This window comes from Absicoccus intestinalis (assembly GCF_033971885.1).
GTDB classification, from domain to species: Bacteria; Bacillota_I; Bacilli_A; order Erysipelotrichales; family Erysipelotrichaceae; genus Absicoccus; species Absicoccus intestinalis.
The window spans coordinates 1-14,396 of sequence record NZ_JALBUS010000028.1 but is presented as its reverse complement, the minus strand read 5'-3'; the positions used below and the strand labels follow the sequence as shown (position 1 = coordinate 14,396).

Annotated in this window: 17 protein-coding genes; 4 read left to right on the top strand and 13 right to left on the bottom strand. The window is 38.0% G+C overall.

Annotated features, from left to right (window positions below):
• From MOZ64_RS11325 to MOZ64_RS11280, 10 genes are all read right to left on the bottom strand, one after another.
• On the bottom strand, positions 1 to 187 hold a 187-nt coding region (locus tag MOZ64_RS11325), incomplete at its 3' end, for a class II fructose-bisphosphate aldolase (RefSeq protein ID WP_320326663.1).
• Positions 188 to 195: 8 nt separating this feature from the next.
• Positions 196 to 1,242 (bottom strand): zinc-dependent alcohol dehydrogenase, encoded by a 1,047-nt coding sequence (locus MOZ64_RS11320; protein ID WP_320326662.1) that lies wholly within the window; start codon positions 1,240 to 1,242, stop codon positions 196 to 198.
• 147 nt (positions 1,243 to 1,389) lie between these two features.
• Positions 1,390 to 2,742 (bottom strand): sn-glycerol-1-phosphate dehydrogenase, encoded by a 1,353-nt coding sequence (locus MOZ64_RS11315; RefSeq protein ID WP_320326661.1) that lies wholly within the window; start codon positions 2,740 to 2,742, stop codon positions 1,390 to 1,392.
• Between the two features lie 175 nt (positions 2,743 to 2,917).
• The gene (gene rpiB, locus MOZ64_RS11310; RefSeq protein ID WP_320326660.1) at positions 2,918 to 3,358 is read right to left on the bottom strand and encodes a ribose 5-phosphate isomerase B; all 441 of its coding nucleotides are present in this window, start codon (positions 3,356 to 3,358) and stop codon (positions 2,918 to 2,920) included.
• Positions 3,355 to 4,278, bottom strand: coding sequence for a transketolase family protein (locus MOZ64_RS11305; RefSeq protein WP_320326659.1), 924 nt, complete (start codon positions 4,276 to 4,278; stop codon positions 3,355 to 3,357). Before MOZ64_RS11305 ends, rpiB begins: the two co-directional genes overlap by 4 nt.
• Positions 4,278 to 5,096, bottom strand: a complete 819-nt coding sequence (locus MOZ64_RS11300; RefSeq protein WP_320326658.1) for a transketolase — start codon at positions 5,094 to 5,096, stop codon at positions 4,278 to 4,280. The genes MOZ64_RS11305 and MOZ64_RS11300 overlap by 1 nt, the downstream gene beginning before the upstream one ends.
• 56 nt (positions 5,097 to 5,152) lie before the next feature.
• Entirely contained in the window at positions 5,153 to 6,007 is an 855-nt protein-coding gene (locus MOZ64_RS11295; RefSeq protein ID WP_320326657.1) for a PTS system mannose/fructose/sorbose family transporter subunit IID, read from the bottom strand.
• Between the two features lies 1 nt (position 6,008).
• Entirely contained in the window at positions 6,009 to 6,806 is a 798-nt protein-coding gene (locus MOZ64_RS11290; protein WP_128520345.1) for a PTS mannose/fructose/sorbose/N-acetylgalactosamine transporter subunit IIC, read from the bottom strand.
• Positions 6,807 to 6,856: 50 nt separating this feature from the next.
• Positions 6,857 to 7,336 carry a PTS sugar transporter subunit IIB gene (locus MOZ64_RS11285; protein ID WP_128520346.1) on the bottom strand — a complete coding sequence of 160 codons (480 nt, stop codon included), beginning with the start codon at positions 7,334 to 7,336 and terminating at the stop codon, positions 6,857 to 6,859.
• Between the two features lie 27 nt (positions 7,337 to 7,363).
• Positions 7,364 to 7,801: a PTS sugar transporter subunit IIA gene (locus MOZ64_RS11280; protein WP_320326656.1), complete on the bottom strand. Its 438-nt coding sequence runs from the start codon at positions 7,799 to 7,801 to the stop codon at positions 7,364 to 7,366.
• 343 nt (positions 7,802 to 8,144) lie between these two features.
• Between MOZ64_RS11280 and MOZ64_RS11275 the strand changes: the two genes are divergently transcribed.
• From MOZ64_RS11275 to MOZ64_RS11265, 3 genes are read left to right on the top strand one after another with little or no spacing between them, the layout of a single operon-like run.
• Positions 8,145 to 10,064, top strand: coding sequence for a BglG family transcription antiterminator (locus tag MOZ64_RS11275; RefSeq protein ID WP_320326655.1), 1,920 nt, complete (start codon positions 8,145 to 8,147; stop codon positions 10,062 to 10,064).
• Between the two features lie 11 nt (positions 10,065 to 10,075).
• Positions 10,076 to 10,738: a hypothetical protein gene (locus MOZ64_RS11270; protein WP_320326654.1), complete on the top strand. Its 663-nt coding sequence runs from the start codon at positions 10,076 to 10,078 to the stop codon at positions 10,736 to 10,738.
• Between the two features lie 11 nt (positions 10,739 to 10,749).
• Positions 10,750 to 11,172 carry a hypothetical protein gene (locus MOZ64_RS11265; RefSeq protein ID WP_320326653.1) on the top strand — a complete coding sequence of 141 codons (423 nt, stop codon included), beginning with the start codon at positions 10,750 to 10,752 and terminating at the stop codon, positions 11,170 to 11,172.
• Between the two features lie 24 nt (positions 11,173 to 11,196).
• On the opposite strand, the gene MOZ64_RS11260 is transcribed toward MOZ64_RS11265, so the two are convergent.
• Together MOZ64_RS11260 and MOZ64_RS11255 are read right to left on the bottom strand one after the other, a co-directional pair.
• Complete coding sequence (locus MOZ64_RS11260; RefSeq protein WP_320326652.1) at positions 11,197 to 11,979, bottom strand: sorbitol-6-phosphate dehydrogenase subunit; 783 nt, start codon at positions 11,977 to 11,979, stop codon at positions 11,197 to 11,199.
• Positions 11,964 to 12,653, bottom strand: a complete 690-nt coding sequence (locus MOZ64_RS11255; RefSeq protein WP_320326651.1) for a beta/alpha barrel domain-containing protein — start codon at positions 12,651 to 12,653, stop codon at positions 11,964 to 11,966. Before MOZ64_RS11255 ends, MOZ64_RS11260 begins: the two co-directional genes overlap by 16 nt.
• 119 nt (positions 12,654 to 12,772) lie before the next feature.
• Between MOZ64_RS11255 and MOZ64_RS11250 the strand changes: the two genes are divergently transcribed.
• Entirely contained in the window at positions 12,773 to 13,534 is a 762-nt protein-coding gene (locus tag MOZ64_RS11250; RefSeq protein ID WP_320326650.1) for a DeoR/GlpR family DNA-binding transcription regulator, read from the top strand.
• Positions 13,535 to 13,537: 3 nt separating this feature from the next.
• Here MOZ64_RS11250 and MOZ64_RS11245 read toward each other — a convergent pair whose 3' ends face one another.
• Complete coding sequence (locus MOZ64_RS11245) at positions 13,538 to 14,113, bottom strand: histidine phosphatase family protein (protein WP_320326649.1); 576 nt, start codon at positions 14,111 to 14,113, stop codon at positions 13,538 to 13,540.
• Positions 14,114 to 14,396: the final 283 nt, after the last annotated feature.

Sequence of the window (14,396 nt, the reverse complement as noted above, 5' to 3'; positions counted from 1 at the left end):
TCTCTTCTAGATAGGCTACATCATTTTCTTCATGCGTCTGAGCAAACGCTAAGATGGTTGGCATATTTAAGGTTTCTGCCGCTTCTAGAATGGCTTGGATATTCTCAAAATTGACAACATTGAAAGCACCAATGGCAATCTTTTTTTCATTCGCTATTTGAAATACTTCATTTAAATCCGCTAACATAGACCCTCCTATTTTGAAAATTCGATCAATACTTTATATGATTCTGGACTTGCGGCAAAATCTAAGGCTTCTACAATATCTTCTGGCGCATACGTTTTAGAAATAACTGGTTTCAAATCTAGGATTCCTTTACTGATGCAATCAATCGCACGACGGAAGGATTCTTTTGTACCATTCTGAGTACCTGTCACATAAATTTCTGCTTTATGTAGACGACCGGCATCGACTTCAATCGGTTTATTTGGATGAATCGAACTGAACATATTACAGTAACCACTCTTTGCGGTCATTTCAATGGCTTGCGCAGCAACAGCTGGTATGGCTGTGGTATTAAAGACAACATTGGCGCCTCGTCCATTGGTTAGATCCTTAATTTGTTGAACCGCATCCGATTCCATTGGATTGATGGTTACATCGGCTCCCAATTGACGAGCAACGGCTGCACGTTCTGGATTTACTTCACTTACAATGACTCGAGCACCTTGTTTTTTAGCGCAAATCACGTGAAGCAATCCCATGACACCGCCACCTAAAACAACGACATCATCGCCCATTTTGATGGGTGTACGCTGGATACTATTGATGACACAAGCTAATGGTTCGGTTAAAGAAGCTACATCCGAAGGCGTTTCTTTTGGATATACATACAAATCACGAGCATCCGCTACCGCATATTCCGCAAATCCATAAAAACCAGAATATCCATTGGGATTGTTGTAGTTCAGTCCATTCATGAATTCGCTACAAATATTTTCATGTCCGTGTTTACAATCGTCACAAATACCACAATCATCAATAATATAATTAATGACATGATCACCCACATGGATTAGGTTTTCGTTTACATTCGGTCCGATTTTTTCAACAACCGCACAATATTCATGTCCGCCGATATGAGGGTAAGAAAATTTATTTTCTCCTTGATAATCACGGACATCATTGACACAAATCGCAGCAGTCAATACGCGTAACAAAACTTGTCCATCTTTTAATTCAGGAACTGGTATATCTTTTACTTCATACGTTTTTGGAGCTACAAGTACACATGCTTTCATTTTTTCTTTTGTCCTTTCTATACAAATAAATATAGGAGCATCCGAAGATACTCCAATAAAATAGTAATGATCCTTTAAGTTGAGATATTTTCTAAAGAGAGAGAAGAGTTTTTGGCCGAGGTGATCATTACTATTTTTGGTTAATTTTTATTCATTTACAAATGCAACGACTTTATTAGCTAGATCTTCAAGGACGCCCAAGTCACCCATCATCGATAACATGGTGTAACGAGCTCGATTCTCTTTTCCATATACCAATGCGTTATACAACATTTCATCACTGAATCCAACTTGAGATGGGAAATATGGTGCGTCTAAGCTCTTCAAGATTTCGATCATACGATCTGAAGTAGGCATATAATCATCCATCAACTTAACGATTTCATCCCAGTTCTCTTCAATCTTATCAATACGTTTTAAACGTCCTTCTGGCTCATTTTTCTTAGCTTCATGTTCCAATTCAATGATGGCATCGCTTGCTGTGCCATAAACTTCTTTCATCTTGGCTTCCCATGCCGCTTGATCATATTGTTTGGCTTTCGCACGAGCTGCATCAAAATCAGGACGAGATTCACGTAAGAATTCGGTCATCTTCAAAATGACAACTTCAGCTAAACCAACTTCAATTCCATGCAACACTGGAATTTGACCATTTTGAATTTCAATAGCTTCCCAATAATGATTTAAGTGATGCTCACAACCTGCTGCTGGACGAGAATTTCCAACAAAACTCATAGCTACACCGGTCAATACAAGACCTTCCATGATATCACCAATCACTTTTGGATCACGGCTGGCTGCTTTGTCCGCATTCTTCAATACATTATCAATGCAATCTTTAACTAAATTCACAACGGTATCGCAATAATACTCATCATTGATGATTTTTGAAATACGCCAATCATTCAAACAAGTAAATTTTCCAAGCAAATCACCCAGACCAGCTGAAATCATACGTGCTGGTGCACCACATAAAATATCGGTATCACCAATGATAAACAATGGTGTTTGTGCAGGAATGGTTTGTTTGATATTATCGACCATCAAGGCAGCGCCACTGGATGCAAAGCCATCCATTGGTGCAGCGGTTGCTACAATCGCATAAGGCACTTTCATTTGATAACTAAAGAAACGACACATATCATTGATTGATCCTGTACCGACTGCTACAACTAGATCTAGATCTCTCGGTGCATCAATCATTAATTTTCCCAAAGATTCTTCATTAGGGATAAAACGTCCACCTGTGAACACATGCGCTTTTGCATCAATATTTGCATCATGAAGGATATTCATGACTTTTTCACCAGCGATTCCGTAAGTGATTTCATCACAAGCAACGTATACCTTTTTAAAACCATATTTTTCAACATAATCAACTAAAGAGTTTAATACGCCGGCTCCAACCGTACATCCTTCCAATCCTGTAGAATGGGTACGTCCACAACTACAAGCAAATGGCTTTCCTAAGTAATCAGCCAATTTAGGTGCATTTGACATAATCATTACCACCTTTCATTTTTTTAAGATTATTACCTTTGACCTATTCGAATCATAACAATCTTTAGATTATGAAAGGTGCTTTCCTTTGCGCATAAGATTACGCAATCTGCTATGATTTATTGATTTGCATATTGCATAATCATTATGAAAAAAGGTACTTCCTACGAAGTACCTATTTCTCCATTTCGGCTAATTTTTCAATCCTTCTTACATGTCGTTCGCCATTGCTGAATGGCGTAGACAAAAAGGTATGCACGATATCTTTTGCCACTTCAATACCTATGATTCGTTGTCCCATGGATAACACATTGGCATCGTTATGTTCACGCGTTAAACGGGCCATGGTCGTATTTGTACAAAGACCACAACGAATACCCTTTACTTTATTGGCAGCAATGGAAATGCCAATACCTGTACCACAAATCACGATTCCCTTTTCAACTTCATGATTGGCGACCTTTTCAGCTACAGCTTTCCCAAAGTCTACATAATCGCAGCTTTCATAACTATCTGTGCCACAATCAATGACTTCATGTCCTTCATTGCGCAACATTTCCATGATGGTATTCTTATAGTCTACAGCACCATGGTCATTTCCAATGGCAATTTTCATTTGATGCCCTCCACAAATTCTTTGATATGTTTGGCATTCAAGCCATAATGATCCAACAATTCAGCTGGGGTACCGCTTTGTCCAAACGTATCCTGTACACCCATCATATATTGTGGACAACGATCGGTTTCTGAGGCCAATACTTCCGCTACCGCTCCGCCTAAGCCGCCGATCACATTGTGCTCTTCGACCGTTACGATCGCATCATGGGTCTTGGCCAATTCTTTGATCAGATCCGCATCGATTGGTTTGATCGTATTGATATTGACTACCGTTGGATCAAAATCCAATGCTTTGGCCGCTTCCAAAGCTTCCTGTACCATCATTCCGGTGGCTACGATAGCGACCTTCTCGCCTTTTTGCATAACGACCCCTTTGCCATATTCATATGTATAGGTCTCTGGATCATTGACCGATTCAACCGCCAATCTTCCTAGACGGACATAACATGGTCCATCGATATCGGCTACGGCCTTGACGATGGCTTTGGCTTCCGGTCCATCACATGGCTGGAATACATGCATATTCGGGATCGCACGCATCAAAGCGATATCTTCCAATGCCTGGTGGGATGCCCCATCTTCACCAACCGTGATACCGGCATGGGTCGCACAGATCTTGACGTTCAGGTTTGGATAACAGATACTGTTGCGCACCTGATCATAGGCTCTTCCGGTTGCGAATACCGCAAAGGTCGATGCATATGCGATCTTGCCGCTGGCTGCCAGTCCGGCTGCGACCGCCATCATATTGCCTTCGGCAATTCCCATATCAAAATGACGTTCTGGGCACACTTTCTTGGCTTCGCCGGATTTCGTACTGCCTGCTAAGTCTGCATCCAATACGACAACATTCTTATTTTCTTGCACTAATTCTGCAATTGCCTCTCCATAGGCTGCTCGAGTTGCCTGTTTTGCCATTATTCATTGCCCTCCAATTCTGCCATTGCTTGTTCATATTGTTCCTTGTTCGGTGCCTTGCCATGCCATCCGGCCTGGTCTTCCATGAAGCTGACACCTTTTCCTTTGGTCGTGTTCCACAAAATACATGCTGGTTTGCGCTTTACGCTCAAGGCATAATCAAACGCTGCCTTGATATCCTCAAAATCATGACCATAGGCTTTGACCACTTCAAAGCCAAAGGCTTCAAATTTCTTATCCAATGGATAGACATTCATGACATCTTCCACTTTGCCATCGATCTGCAAATGGTTGCAGTCGACCATGAACGTGATATTGTCCAATCCATAATGACTGGCTGCCATGGCAGCTTCCCATACTTCACCTTCCTGGCATTCACCATCACCTAATAAAGTGAAGATACGATGTTTATTGTTGTCCAGCTTATTGGCAATGGCCATACCAACCGCCGTCGATACACCTTGTCCCAAGGATCCCGTTGACATATCCACGGCATCGATATAGTTCATATTTGGATGTCCCTGCAATTTGGAACCAAATTTACGGAAGGTCTTGATATCTTCTTCGCTCAAGAAACCTTTTTCCGCAAAGACACTGTACAAAGCCGGTGTGATGTGTCCCTTGCTCAATACGAAACGATCACGATCGATGCCTTTCACATTGTCTTCATTGATGTCCATGACTTCAAAATACAAATACGTCAAGATATCGGCTGCCGATAAAGATCCACCCGGATGTCCGGACTGACCCGAATAGACAGCAGTCAAGATATTCTTACGAACATTGTTTGCATGTTTTTTTAATTCTTCTTTATTCATTTCTATTCCTCCGATAAAAAATGCGGTGTAGTTCTACACCGCAAATTCTTAATACCTTATGCAGCTAAGATACCAGTTAATCCACCAACAATGGCAATTACAATGATCAAACCGATAACTTTTAAAGAGCTCCACTTCTTGCTGGCCATTAACCAGTAAACTAAGAATGTGAAAGCAAAAGGCAAAATCTTAGGCATTACGGCATCAAATAATGATTTTTGTACGACAAACTTACTTCCAGAAGTAATCAATACCAAACCGCAACTAACGTTTACATAATTGGCAATCAATCCTCCCATTACCATACAACCCATAACTTGTGCACCAAGCAAGATCTTGTTTAATAAACCTTTTTCCAAGAAATCCAAGATAGCATTCGATCCAGCGTTGTATCCGAAGAAGAAGTTAGCGAAACTAAATACATATGTAATGACAAGCATTAAAATCAAATAGATGACAGCACCTAATACAGTTTTAAAATTCAAAGTGATATCAATAAGGATTGCCAATAAGATTGGAATCAATACACCTTGCCAAATGGTATCACCAATACCAGCAAGAGGTCCCATCAATGATGTTTTCAATGAAGTGATGAATTCACCGGTAATTGGTTCACCCAATGATTTTTGTTCTTCAAGGGCGATAGCCATACCTAAGATACAAGATCCAAATTCTGGATGGACGTTAAAGAATTCCATTTCACGTTGCATTACTTCTTTACGTTTTGCATCTCCGTCTGGATCACCTTTATACAAATCATCAATAACAGGTACAAATGTGTGACCACAAGCCATACCCATCATACGTTCATAGTTATAGTTTGTTTGAACCCATGTCTCCCAGTTAAATGCAGCATGATACAAATGGTTTTTAGGAATGACATGTTTAGCATCTGCTTTAATATCTGGCATCTTAGAAATCCTCCTCTTCATCTGTATCAGCGGCACCCGCTGCTTCTGTTTGAGCTTCTCCTGCTCCTCCGCTATAGCGTAATTGAATGTAAACCAATGCTACCAAGAATGCGATGACACCTTGAGGTAACAAAGCCAATCCTGAATAAACAGCTACAACAAATCCTAAGAACAAGAATACACGAGATTCACCTTTAAAGATGTATTGTAAGGTGATGGCGATTCCTAATGCAGGCATCATACCACCAATGATCTGGAAGATAGTTAATGGTGTTCCAGATAATGCTTTAACGATTGGTGTGATGTAACTTGCACCAAAATAAGCAGCTAAAGATGCTGGAATGACACAAATACAAGCGGACATGATCTGAGGCAATAAAACGTTGGCAATCCATAATTTATGATATTGTTCGTTCGCAACAAATTTATCTCCTAAGTGAACCCATACCGAGTCAATGGTCATACGAGTATACCATACCAATGTACCTAAGATTCCAATTGGAACAGCTAATGCTAACGCTGTTTTGGCATCTAAGTTACCGGTGATAGCAAAGGCAGCTCCTAATGTTCCGGCCAATGCCATATCGGCTGGCATAGAACCTCCGGCTGAGATAAATCCTAGATAAACTAAGTTGATTGATGCACCGACCATGGCACCCTTTAATGGGTCTCCCAAGATGATACCTGCAATCCAGCCACAAACTAATGGTCGTTGAATTGTCCACAATCCAACAAATGGTAAATTGGCTTCTCCGATCCAGTAAAGGATTCCAAGAAGCACTGCTTGAAATACAGACATACTTTTCTCTCCTTTTCTATTATGTCTAGCAGAAATTCATTTCGATATTTCTATAGCAAGTTAGAAATATCAATTACCTTCTGCTCAGGTACTAACTGATAAAAGACGTCTACCCCTTTTTCATTTTTCATACGGCGAATAGAATCCACTTCTGCAGGGCTTGCCGATACGTTGTTGACAAATGGTTGACGATCTCCACGAATTCCCATACCGCCTAAGTTCACTTGTTTGATGGCAACACCACCATCTAACAATTGTTCAAATACGATTGGAGATTTTGTCAGCAACAATACACGTTCGCCTGGTTTTGGATCTTTTTGTAGAGCTTTGGTTGCTCCGGCAACAGTTAACACTGCCACTTGTGTACCAGCTGGAGCTAAGGATTTTAATACTCGTTTATTAAAATCATCCTTTGCTACTTCATCATCCACAACAACAACACGGTTGGCATGAGTGAACGGGATCCAAGCCGTTACTACTTCTCCGTGAATCAATCGGTCGTCTACACGACACCATACAATGTTACGCATACTTCTTACTCCTCCTTATTATTTTTTTTAAAAGTCATCTTCGTCGGATGGAACATCAGCTTTTTTCAGATCCGCTAGATATTTTCGGACATCGGACACTGTATTTGTGGCTAACTTTAATGTTTCATCACAAATCTCGGATGCGCTTTTACCGTTGCCTCTCATCAATAGAATTTCCATTAATAGAGGAACGTTGATTCCTGTTAGATGATACACATCCCATTTGCTCATCAATTGAACAACAGCGTTAAATGGGCTGCCATAAAACAAATCGGTCAAAACCAGAATTTCTTCGCCTGGTTCTGCTTTTTTAAATTCTGCTTCAATATTGGCTTTTAATTCATCAATGCCTTGATGTGGATACAATCCGATATAAGCCATATTTTCTTGTGGTCCTAAAACCATTTCCATTGTTTCGTATAGGCCCTTTGAAAAAGAACCATGTGATACTAAGACGATTCTCATAATTTACCTTTTCCCCCCGGAATTTCATCAATTGGATGAAAACGTGGTTGATAGCGTTTTCAACTTACACTGACATTTTAATAGGTTTCATTCAGTAATTGCATCCAATAAATGCACAATCATTGTGCAATATTCGCATTTGTAAGCGGTAACGTTTTGCATGATTAATTACGCATTCTATCAATTTGCACAGTCTTTATGAAATTGTTTAAACTAAACAACAAACAAATTTCCATATTATATAAATAAACAATTGTGCAATTCCCCGATTTTGCTCAATTCATAATAGTTACTTCATTTCACTTTATGACTCTTTGCATTGAATGAGAAAAGGAGGAAAATCATGTTAACGAAACGTCAAATCGAAATATTTTTACAATTTTGCGAACATGAAAATGAGTATTTAAAAGCCAACCACTTTTCTGATGAACTAAATGTTAGCTTGCGAACCGTACAAAACGATTTAAAAGTAATCAAAAAAGAAATGCAGGATCAACCGGCTTTTGAAATTGAATCAAAAGTTCCTTTTGGGACTCGTTTGATCGTGCATGATCAAAAGGATTTTGATGAATATGTATCCAGTTTAAAAAACCAAAATGATGAATCTTTAAGTGAAAAAGATGGTCGTGTACACAAATTGCTTGGCTATTTATTGAAACAAAGAAAAAGCATTCCACTTTCACAATGTGCCGATTATATTTATGTTTCCAAATCTACATTGATCAATGATTTAAAAGATGTGGAACAAATTTTAAATAATTTTTCATTAAAACTCATTCAGTCGGTTGGATATGTATGGGTCGATGGTCTCGAACGAGATCGGCGGATGTGTTTGATCGATAATGATAATAACAATTTCAATATCATTTCCAGCAATCCTCTAACGGATATGGATGGAAATCGACTAGAAAGCATTCGTAAGATCTTAATGGAAGAATTCCTGCTTGATCAATATCCAATATCGGATGTAGAATTTCAAAATATCATTATATGGATCAACATTTCGGTGATTCGTATCAAAGACTTCTTTTATTTAAATGAAGAAGATATTGATAATCAATCCGATTTAGATTTGGAATTGAAGATTGCGAATAAGATCTATACCCGGATCGAAAAGCATTTTCACATTCGCGTTCCTCAACCTGAAATTAATTTTTTAGCCTTATATATCAGTAATCACAGCAATGCCAACAAAATCCATTATATTTCCGATGAAATCAACGATTTTATTTTCGAAGCATTGGAACACATTCGCCAAGTTTATCCAACTGATTTTACCCATGATATGAACTTGCGCATGTCCCTTGCCTTACATTGTGAACCATTGATTTCTCGAGCCAAGAATAATATACAAATTAAAAATGAAATGCTGGATTACATCAAACAAAGTTTCTCGTATGCCTTTGAAATTGCCACTTATTTTTCTTATTTACTGAGTGAACAATTTGAATGCAAGATCAAAGAAAGTGAAACTGCTTTTTTAGCTATTTACTTTAATAAAAGCCTCAATGAACAGGAAAATGTGAATGGTGGTAAAAAAATATGTATCATCACAAATTTGCAACGATCACAGTATTTCTTATTAGAACAATTTTTATACGATAAATTTAGAAAATACATATCTACGATCAAATTTGTCAATACACATGAATTGGAAACTTTGAATTTAGACAATTATGATTTGTTCTTTTCAACCGAAGAAAATCGTGCAACCGAAGTCGGTTTGGCAACCAAGATCAATTTCTTCCCTAACGAAAAAGAACTTGAAAAGATCAAAGTACGAATCGAAGGATTTAAGAATATTGATGATACCCTGCGTTTATTTGATCCACGATTATTTACCATCAAAGATTTCAGCAATAAGAAACAAACACAAGATTGGTTAGTCAATAAAGCTGTTTCTTTGTATAAAGTAAAAAATCTATCGGAAGAAATTGAATTGCGCGAAGAATTTGGCAGTACATATTTTGGCAATAAGATTGCCATCCTTCATCCCATGCATGCCAATTTGGATGATTCTTTCATTGGTGAGATTTTGTTGAAAAAACCTATTGTTTGGGACAACGAAGGAAATCATGTACAAGTTGTATTCTTATTGTGCATTGAAAAAAGTAATTTAGAAGCCTTCCGTGCTTGGGATTTTTTATCTCCAGCTTTATTTAATCCAGACTTTATCAAACAAATTTCTTATGTGAATAATTTTGATGAATTTAAAGCGCTTTGTGAAAATAAATTGAAATCACAAATTATTAGTAAATCATAGAAAGGATATATATGAATTGGATCTTGATCATTGTCTGTATCGCAGTAGGTATTGGCTTACTGCTTCCTATGATACAAAAACGAATTGTCTATAAAAAATTGACAGAATATCTCGAACAAGGAAAATACAAAGAATTTGAACAAGTATTGGATGGCTTCTGGTGTACTTTCAGTTATCGACCTTTTAATCGCGAATTTATGCGTCTCAATGCATATTTTATGCAAAATGATGCCAAAAAAATCAATCAGCAAATCCATGATTTATTTGAAAAAATCAAAATGAATGATGAACAAAGATCATTGGTAGCAAAGCGAGCCTTCTATTTTTATTTAGAACAAGAGAAATATGAACAAGCTAAAAAAATGCTTGATATCTGTTTGCAACATGACTCCAACCAAGTTGAAGTTGAAACGATGCAACTGATGTATAGTATCTTGGGCGAAAGAAAAAGCGAACATATTCGTGATATCAAGGCTCGATTGGAACCATTAAAAAAAGAAACCGATGCCTATACCAACCCAGCAAAACGTGTACGTATTGGTGTCTTTGAATATTTGATTGGTTTACAATATTCCTATTTACATAATAAAAAAGAAAGCAAGAAATATCTGGAAAATGCCTTACAACATTGTAAAGGTACAACGTATGAAGTCCAGATCCAAGCCTTACTTTAGGAGAACCGTTCATGGCACTTACATTATCTGAAGATGCAAAAAATGAATTACTCGATGAAATCGGACAAAATTATATTTCTAAGATTTGGGCTACTCTTGTTGTGTGCACCCCTAAGATCCTTCATTATGCCATCAATCCGAATCAAAAAAGAGTACAATGGATCAATACCTATGCCTATATTGGTTTAACCGATACACATTTGAACATTGTTACCTTATCTTCTTTGAATGTGACCGTACCAACCGGTCAGTTTTCCATTCCACGAAAAGATATCGAACAATTATCCATCATAAAAAAATCATTCAAATATATCGTATCTTTTCAACTGCAAGGTGAATTGGTGCGAATGAATCTATCCTTAACGGCGATTGGCATCAATATCAAAAATCAAATCCAAAACGTACAAACATTGGTCAAAGCTTTAGAAAACTAGAAAGCACAAAACTTTCTAGTTTTTTTAACCTCTAGATTTTCCACCCGAAACATTGATGGTCGTCCCCGTTATAAAACTTGCACGATTACTAACCAAGAAAAGTACCGTATTAGCGATTTCTTCTAAATGCCCTTCTCTGCCTAATAATGTAACGGTATCATAATTCTTTTGCATCTCTTCTTTTGTGATATGGCGACAATGACACATAGCATCAATATAAGCCGAGTTAAATAACGCCGTTGCTTCCATGGGACCCGGTGCAATAGCTACGACTCGGATTCCATGTGGGCTCAACTCTTTGGCCCACGTACGAGTCAAACTATCAATAGCTGCTTTTGATGCACTATATATCCCCTGTGCGAAGCTACCTTCTTTGCCACATTCACTGCTAACATTCACGATCACACCATATTTTTGTCGCAACATGATTCTTGCACATGCTTGTGCACAATGAAAAGATCCTTTCACGTTCAAATTTATCGTTTGATCAAATACCGTATCATCTAATTCATATTTGGATCGATCATCCACCAACAAGCGAGGAATCGAAATACCCGCATTATTCACGAGAATATCAATACGACCAAATGTTTCCATGACTTGATGGACCATTCGTTCCACTTCATCTTTACGTGTTACATCACAACGAATAGAAAGACAATTTTCCATTTTTTCTTGTACACACAAATCCGCAATGACGACTTGTGCTCCCTGTTCCATAAAGGATTGGCACATTCTTTGTCCAATACCAGAGGCACCACCTGTTACAATCACTACTTTATTTTCTAAATCTAACCATTTGTGCATAATGTCTCCTTTTTTATCCAATCCAAACAAATTTGGACTGCTTTTTCCGTATCCTCACTTTTGGAAAACAAGCCACTTCCCCCTACAATAAATACATCCGCTCCGGCTTGATGGAGTTTTTGATAATACTTTTCATTACAACAACCGTCCACTTCAATTTGATAATGCCAATGATTTTCTTCTCGTAGTTGCACGGCTCTTTGAATCCGATCATACGTCGTTTCAATAAAGGGTTGTCCCGCAAAGCCAGGATCTACACTCAAGATCAATAACCGATCAATGAGATGTCCATAGGGAACGATGACATCCATATTCATGGATGGATTTAAAGAAACCCCAAATTGCACTTGGCGTTTAGCTAATTCTCTTTGAATATGAAACAATTGTCGCTCAATGATTTCTGGTGGCATGGTAATGATATTGGCACCACTTTCACAACATAGATCAATCAGATCCATATCAATATTATCTACATATAAATGCGCTTCCATCGGAATGGAACTGATGGTACGGATAGATTCCATAAAACAAGGAGCCAATGCCATATTCTTACAATAATGCCAATCAATAATATCAATGTGAAATTCATCGACATGATGTTCTAATATTTTTACTTCGGATGCGATATGAAGCAGGTCCATACACATCAAAGATGCTGATACTTTTACGCCCATACACTTCCTCCATTTCTACTATAGAAATGATTGATTTTTGATGCAAATGGTGTTCAAAATATTGATAATCAATCAATAAAAGCGATATATTATGATTGATATCAATCACGGAGGCTATAATGGTACCTAATGAACGACGACAAAAAATCCTTTCCATTCTGCAAGCTCGAGAGTATATTTCCATTCATGAACTGGCTCAACGTTTATATGTAAGCCTTCCAACCATTCGTCGCGATCTGACCTGTATGGAAGCCGATGGCCAAGTACGCCGAACTCATGGTGGCGTTACCTATATCCATCCGGAAAGCGATATTTCCCCGATTGCGTTGCGAAATCATCAGCACATAGAAGAAAAAGAAGCCATTGGCAAAGAAGCAATCCAATTATTATCCGATGGAGAATCTTTATTTATTGATTCAAGCAGTACGGCTTATTGCTTTGTGAAAGCTATTCCCAAAGATATGCGATTAAATGTTGTTACAAATGGATCATTCATTGCCCAGGCATTTCATGAACATCCACATGTACACGTAGAATTAGTTGGTGGTCAGTATGATCCGCATCATGCCTGTGTCATAGGGACTGAAGCCACTCACTTTATTCAATCCCGCTTTGCAGATTGGTTTTTTGTTTCGGCCAATTCCATGGATACGCATTGTATTACCAGTCAATCCAATATTGATATTGATCTAAAACAAGCCATGCATGCGCATGCCCAACAAACCATTCTTTTAATGGATGATTCGAAGTTTCTGAATACGTCTTTCTATAAAGTATTCGATTTCGATGCGATCGATCAATTGATTACGAATCATTTGCCCAAAGAAATCGAAAAAGCCCTCATTGAAAATCAAGTGCTCATTAAAAAAGCTGTCCAATGACAGCTATTTATAATCAGCAATCTTGCGATGTTTTCCATGAATGGATTCATATTCAATGATTTCACAATTTTTCGGTTTTGGACGCCAACGAATCCCTCTTGTTTTATCCTCCATATAACCTCGTAGTGCACGAATAATGCCTCCATGACATACGATCAATACATTGTCATAGTCTTTTTGTTCCATTTCCGATAGAAAAGCAGAACTACGAGAAACCAAAGAATCAATCGTTTCTACACTTGGCGGACTTGGCAAGATTTCTGGAAATAACCAAAATAAAGTCATTTTCAATCCCATACCCGTATATTTTTTTAATTCATAGCGACCAAATTCCATTTCCGTTATTCGTGAATCAATAATGACTTGATCCTTGGATACATTGCCAATGATCGATGCCGTTTCAATTGCTCGATCTAAAGGAGAAGCATATACCGCATCAAATTGAATGGGTTCAATTCGTTTTCTTGCTTCTCTTGCTTGCATCCGCCCTGTATCATTTAAAGGCTCATTGGTTCTTCCTTGCATCAAATGTTTTTTATTTAAATTCGTTTGGCCATGTCGTGTGATCCATATTTTCATATACATCATTCTATCACACAAAAAAGAGAAGCCTTATAAAAGCTTCCCTAAGACAGAAGAGTATATTGAAATATGTATGTATATTAAGCTTGCGCTACATCTTTAGTAATCACAAGATTGTAATTTAAGCTCAATTTTTATTTATCCTTTGATGTTTTCATCCATATTCACAAAACAACGCATGGCTGTTTCTACATCTTTTTCCATGGCAATGCGTCCTACTTTGGCTGCATCACTGAACATCTTATATGGGCCTTGTTGCGATACGGCATCACCGCCTGCT

Bases quoted from the DNA above. Each gene is read 5' to 3' on its own strand.
- MOZ64_RS11320 (WP_320326662.1), bottom strand. From the start codon at position 1,242: ATGAAAGCATGTGTACTTGTAGCTCCAAAAACGTATGAAGTAAAAGAT.
- MOZ64_RS11315 (WP_320326661.1), bottom strand. From the start codon at position 2,742: ATGTCAAATGCACCTAAATTGGCTGATTACTTAGGAAAGCCATTTGCT.
- rpiB (WP_320326660.1), bottom strand. From the start codon at position 3,358: ATGAAAATTGCCATTGGAAATGACCATGGTGCTGTAGACTATAAGAAT.
- MOZ64_RS11305 (WP_320326659.1), bottom strand. From the start codon at position 4,278: ATGGCAAAACAGGCAACTCGAGCAGCCTATGGAGAGGCAATTGCAGAA.
- MOZ64_RS11300 (WP_320326658.1), bottom strand. From the start codon at position 5,096: ATGAATAAAGAAGAATTAAAAAAACATGCAAACAATGTTCGTAAGAAT.
- MOZ64_RS11295 (WP_320326657.1), bottom strand. From the start codon at position 6,007: ATGCCAGATATTAAAGCAGATGCTAAACATGTCATTCCTAAAAACCAT.
- MOZ64_RS11290 (WP_128520345.1), bottom strand. From the start codon at position 6,806: ATGTCTGTATTTCAAGCAGTGCTTCTTGGAATCCTTTACTGGATCGGA.
- MOZ64_RS11285 (WP_128520346.1), bottom strand. From the start codon at position 7,336: ATGCGTAACATTGTATGGTGTCGTGTAGACGACCGATTGATTCACGGA.
- MOZ64_RS11280 (WP_320326656.1), bottom strand. From the start codon at position 7,801: ATGAGAATCGTCTTAGTATCACATGGTTCTTTTTCAAAGGGCCTATAC.
- MOZ64_RS11275 (WP_320326655.1), top strand. From the start codon at position 8,145: ATGTTAACGAAACGTCAAATCGAAATATTTTTACAATTTTGCGAACAT.
- MOZ64_RS11270 (WP_320326654.1), top strand. From the start codon at position 10,076: ATGAATTGGATCTTGATCATTGTCTGTATCGCAGTAGGTATTGGCTTA.
- MOZ64_RS11265 (WP_320326653.1), top strand. From the start codon at position 10,750: ATGGCACTTACATTATCTGAAGATGCAAAAAATGAATTACTCGATGAA.
- MOZ64_RS11260 (WP_320326652.1), bottom strand. From the start codon at position 11,979: ATGCACAAATGGTTAGATTTAGAAAATAAAGTAGTGATTGTAACAGGT.
- MOZ64_RS11255 (WP_320326651.1), bottom strand. From the start codon at position 12,653: ATGGGCGTAAAAGTATCAGCATCTTTGATGTGTATGGACCTGCTTCAT.
- MOZ64_RS11250 (WP_320326650.1), top strand. From the start codon at position 12,773: ATGGTACCTAATGAACGACGACAAAAAATCCTTTCCATTCTGCAAGCT.
- MOZ64_RS11245 (WP_320326649.1), bottom strand. From the start codon at position 14,113: ATGAAAATATGGATCACACGACATGGCCAAACGAATTTAAATAAAAAA.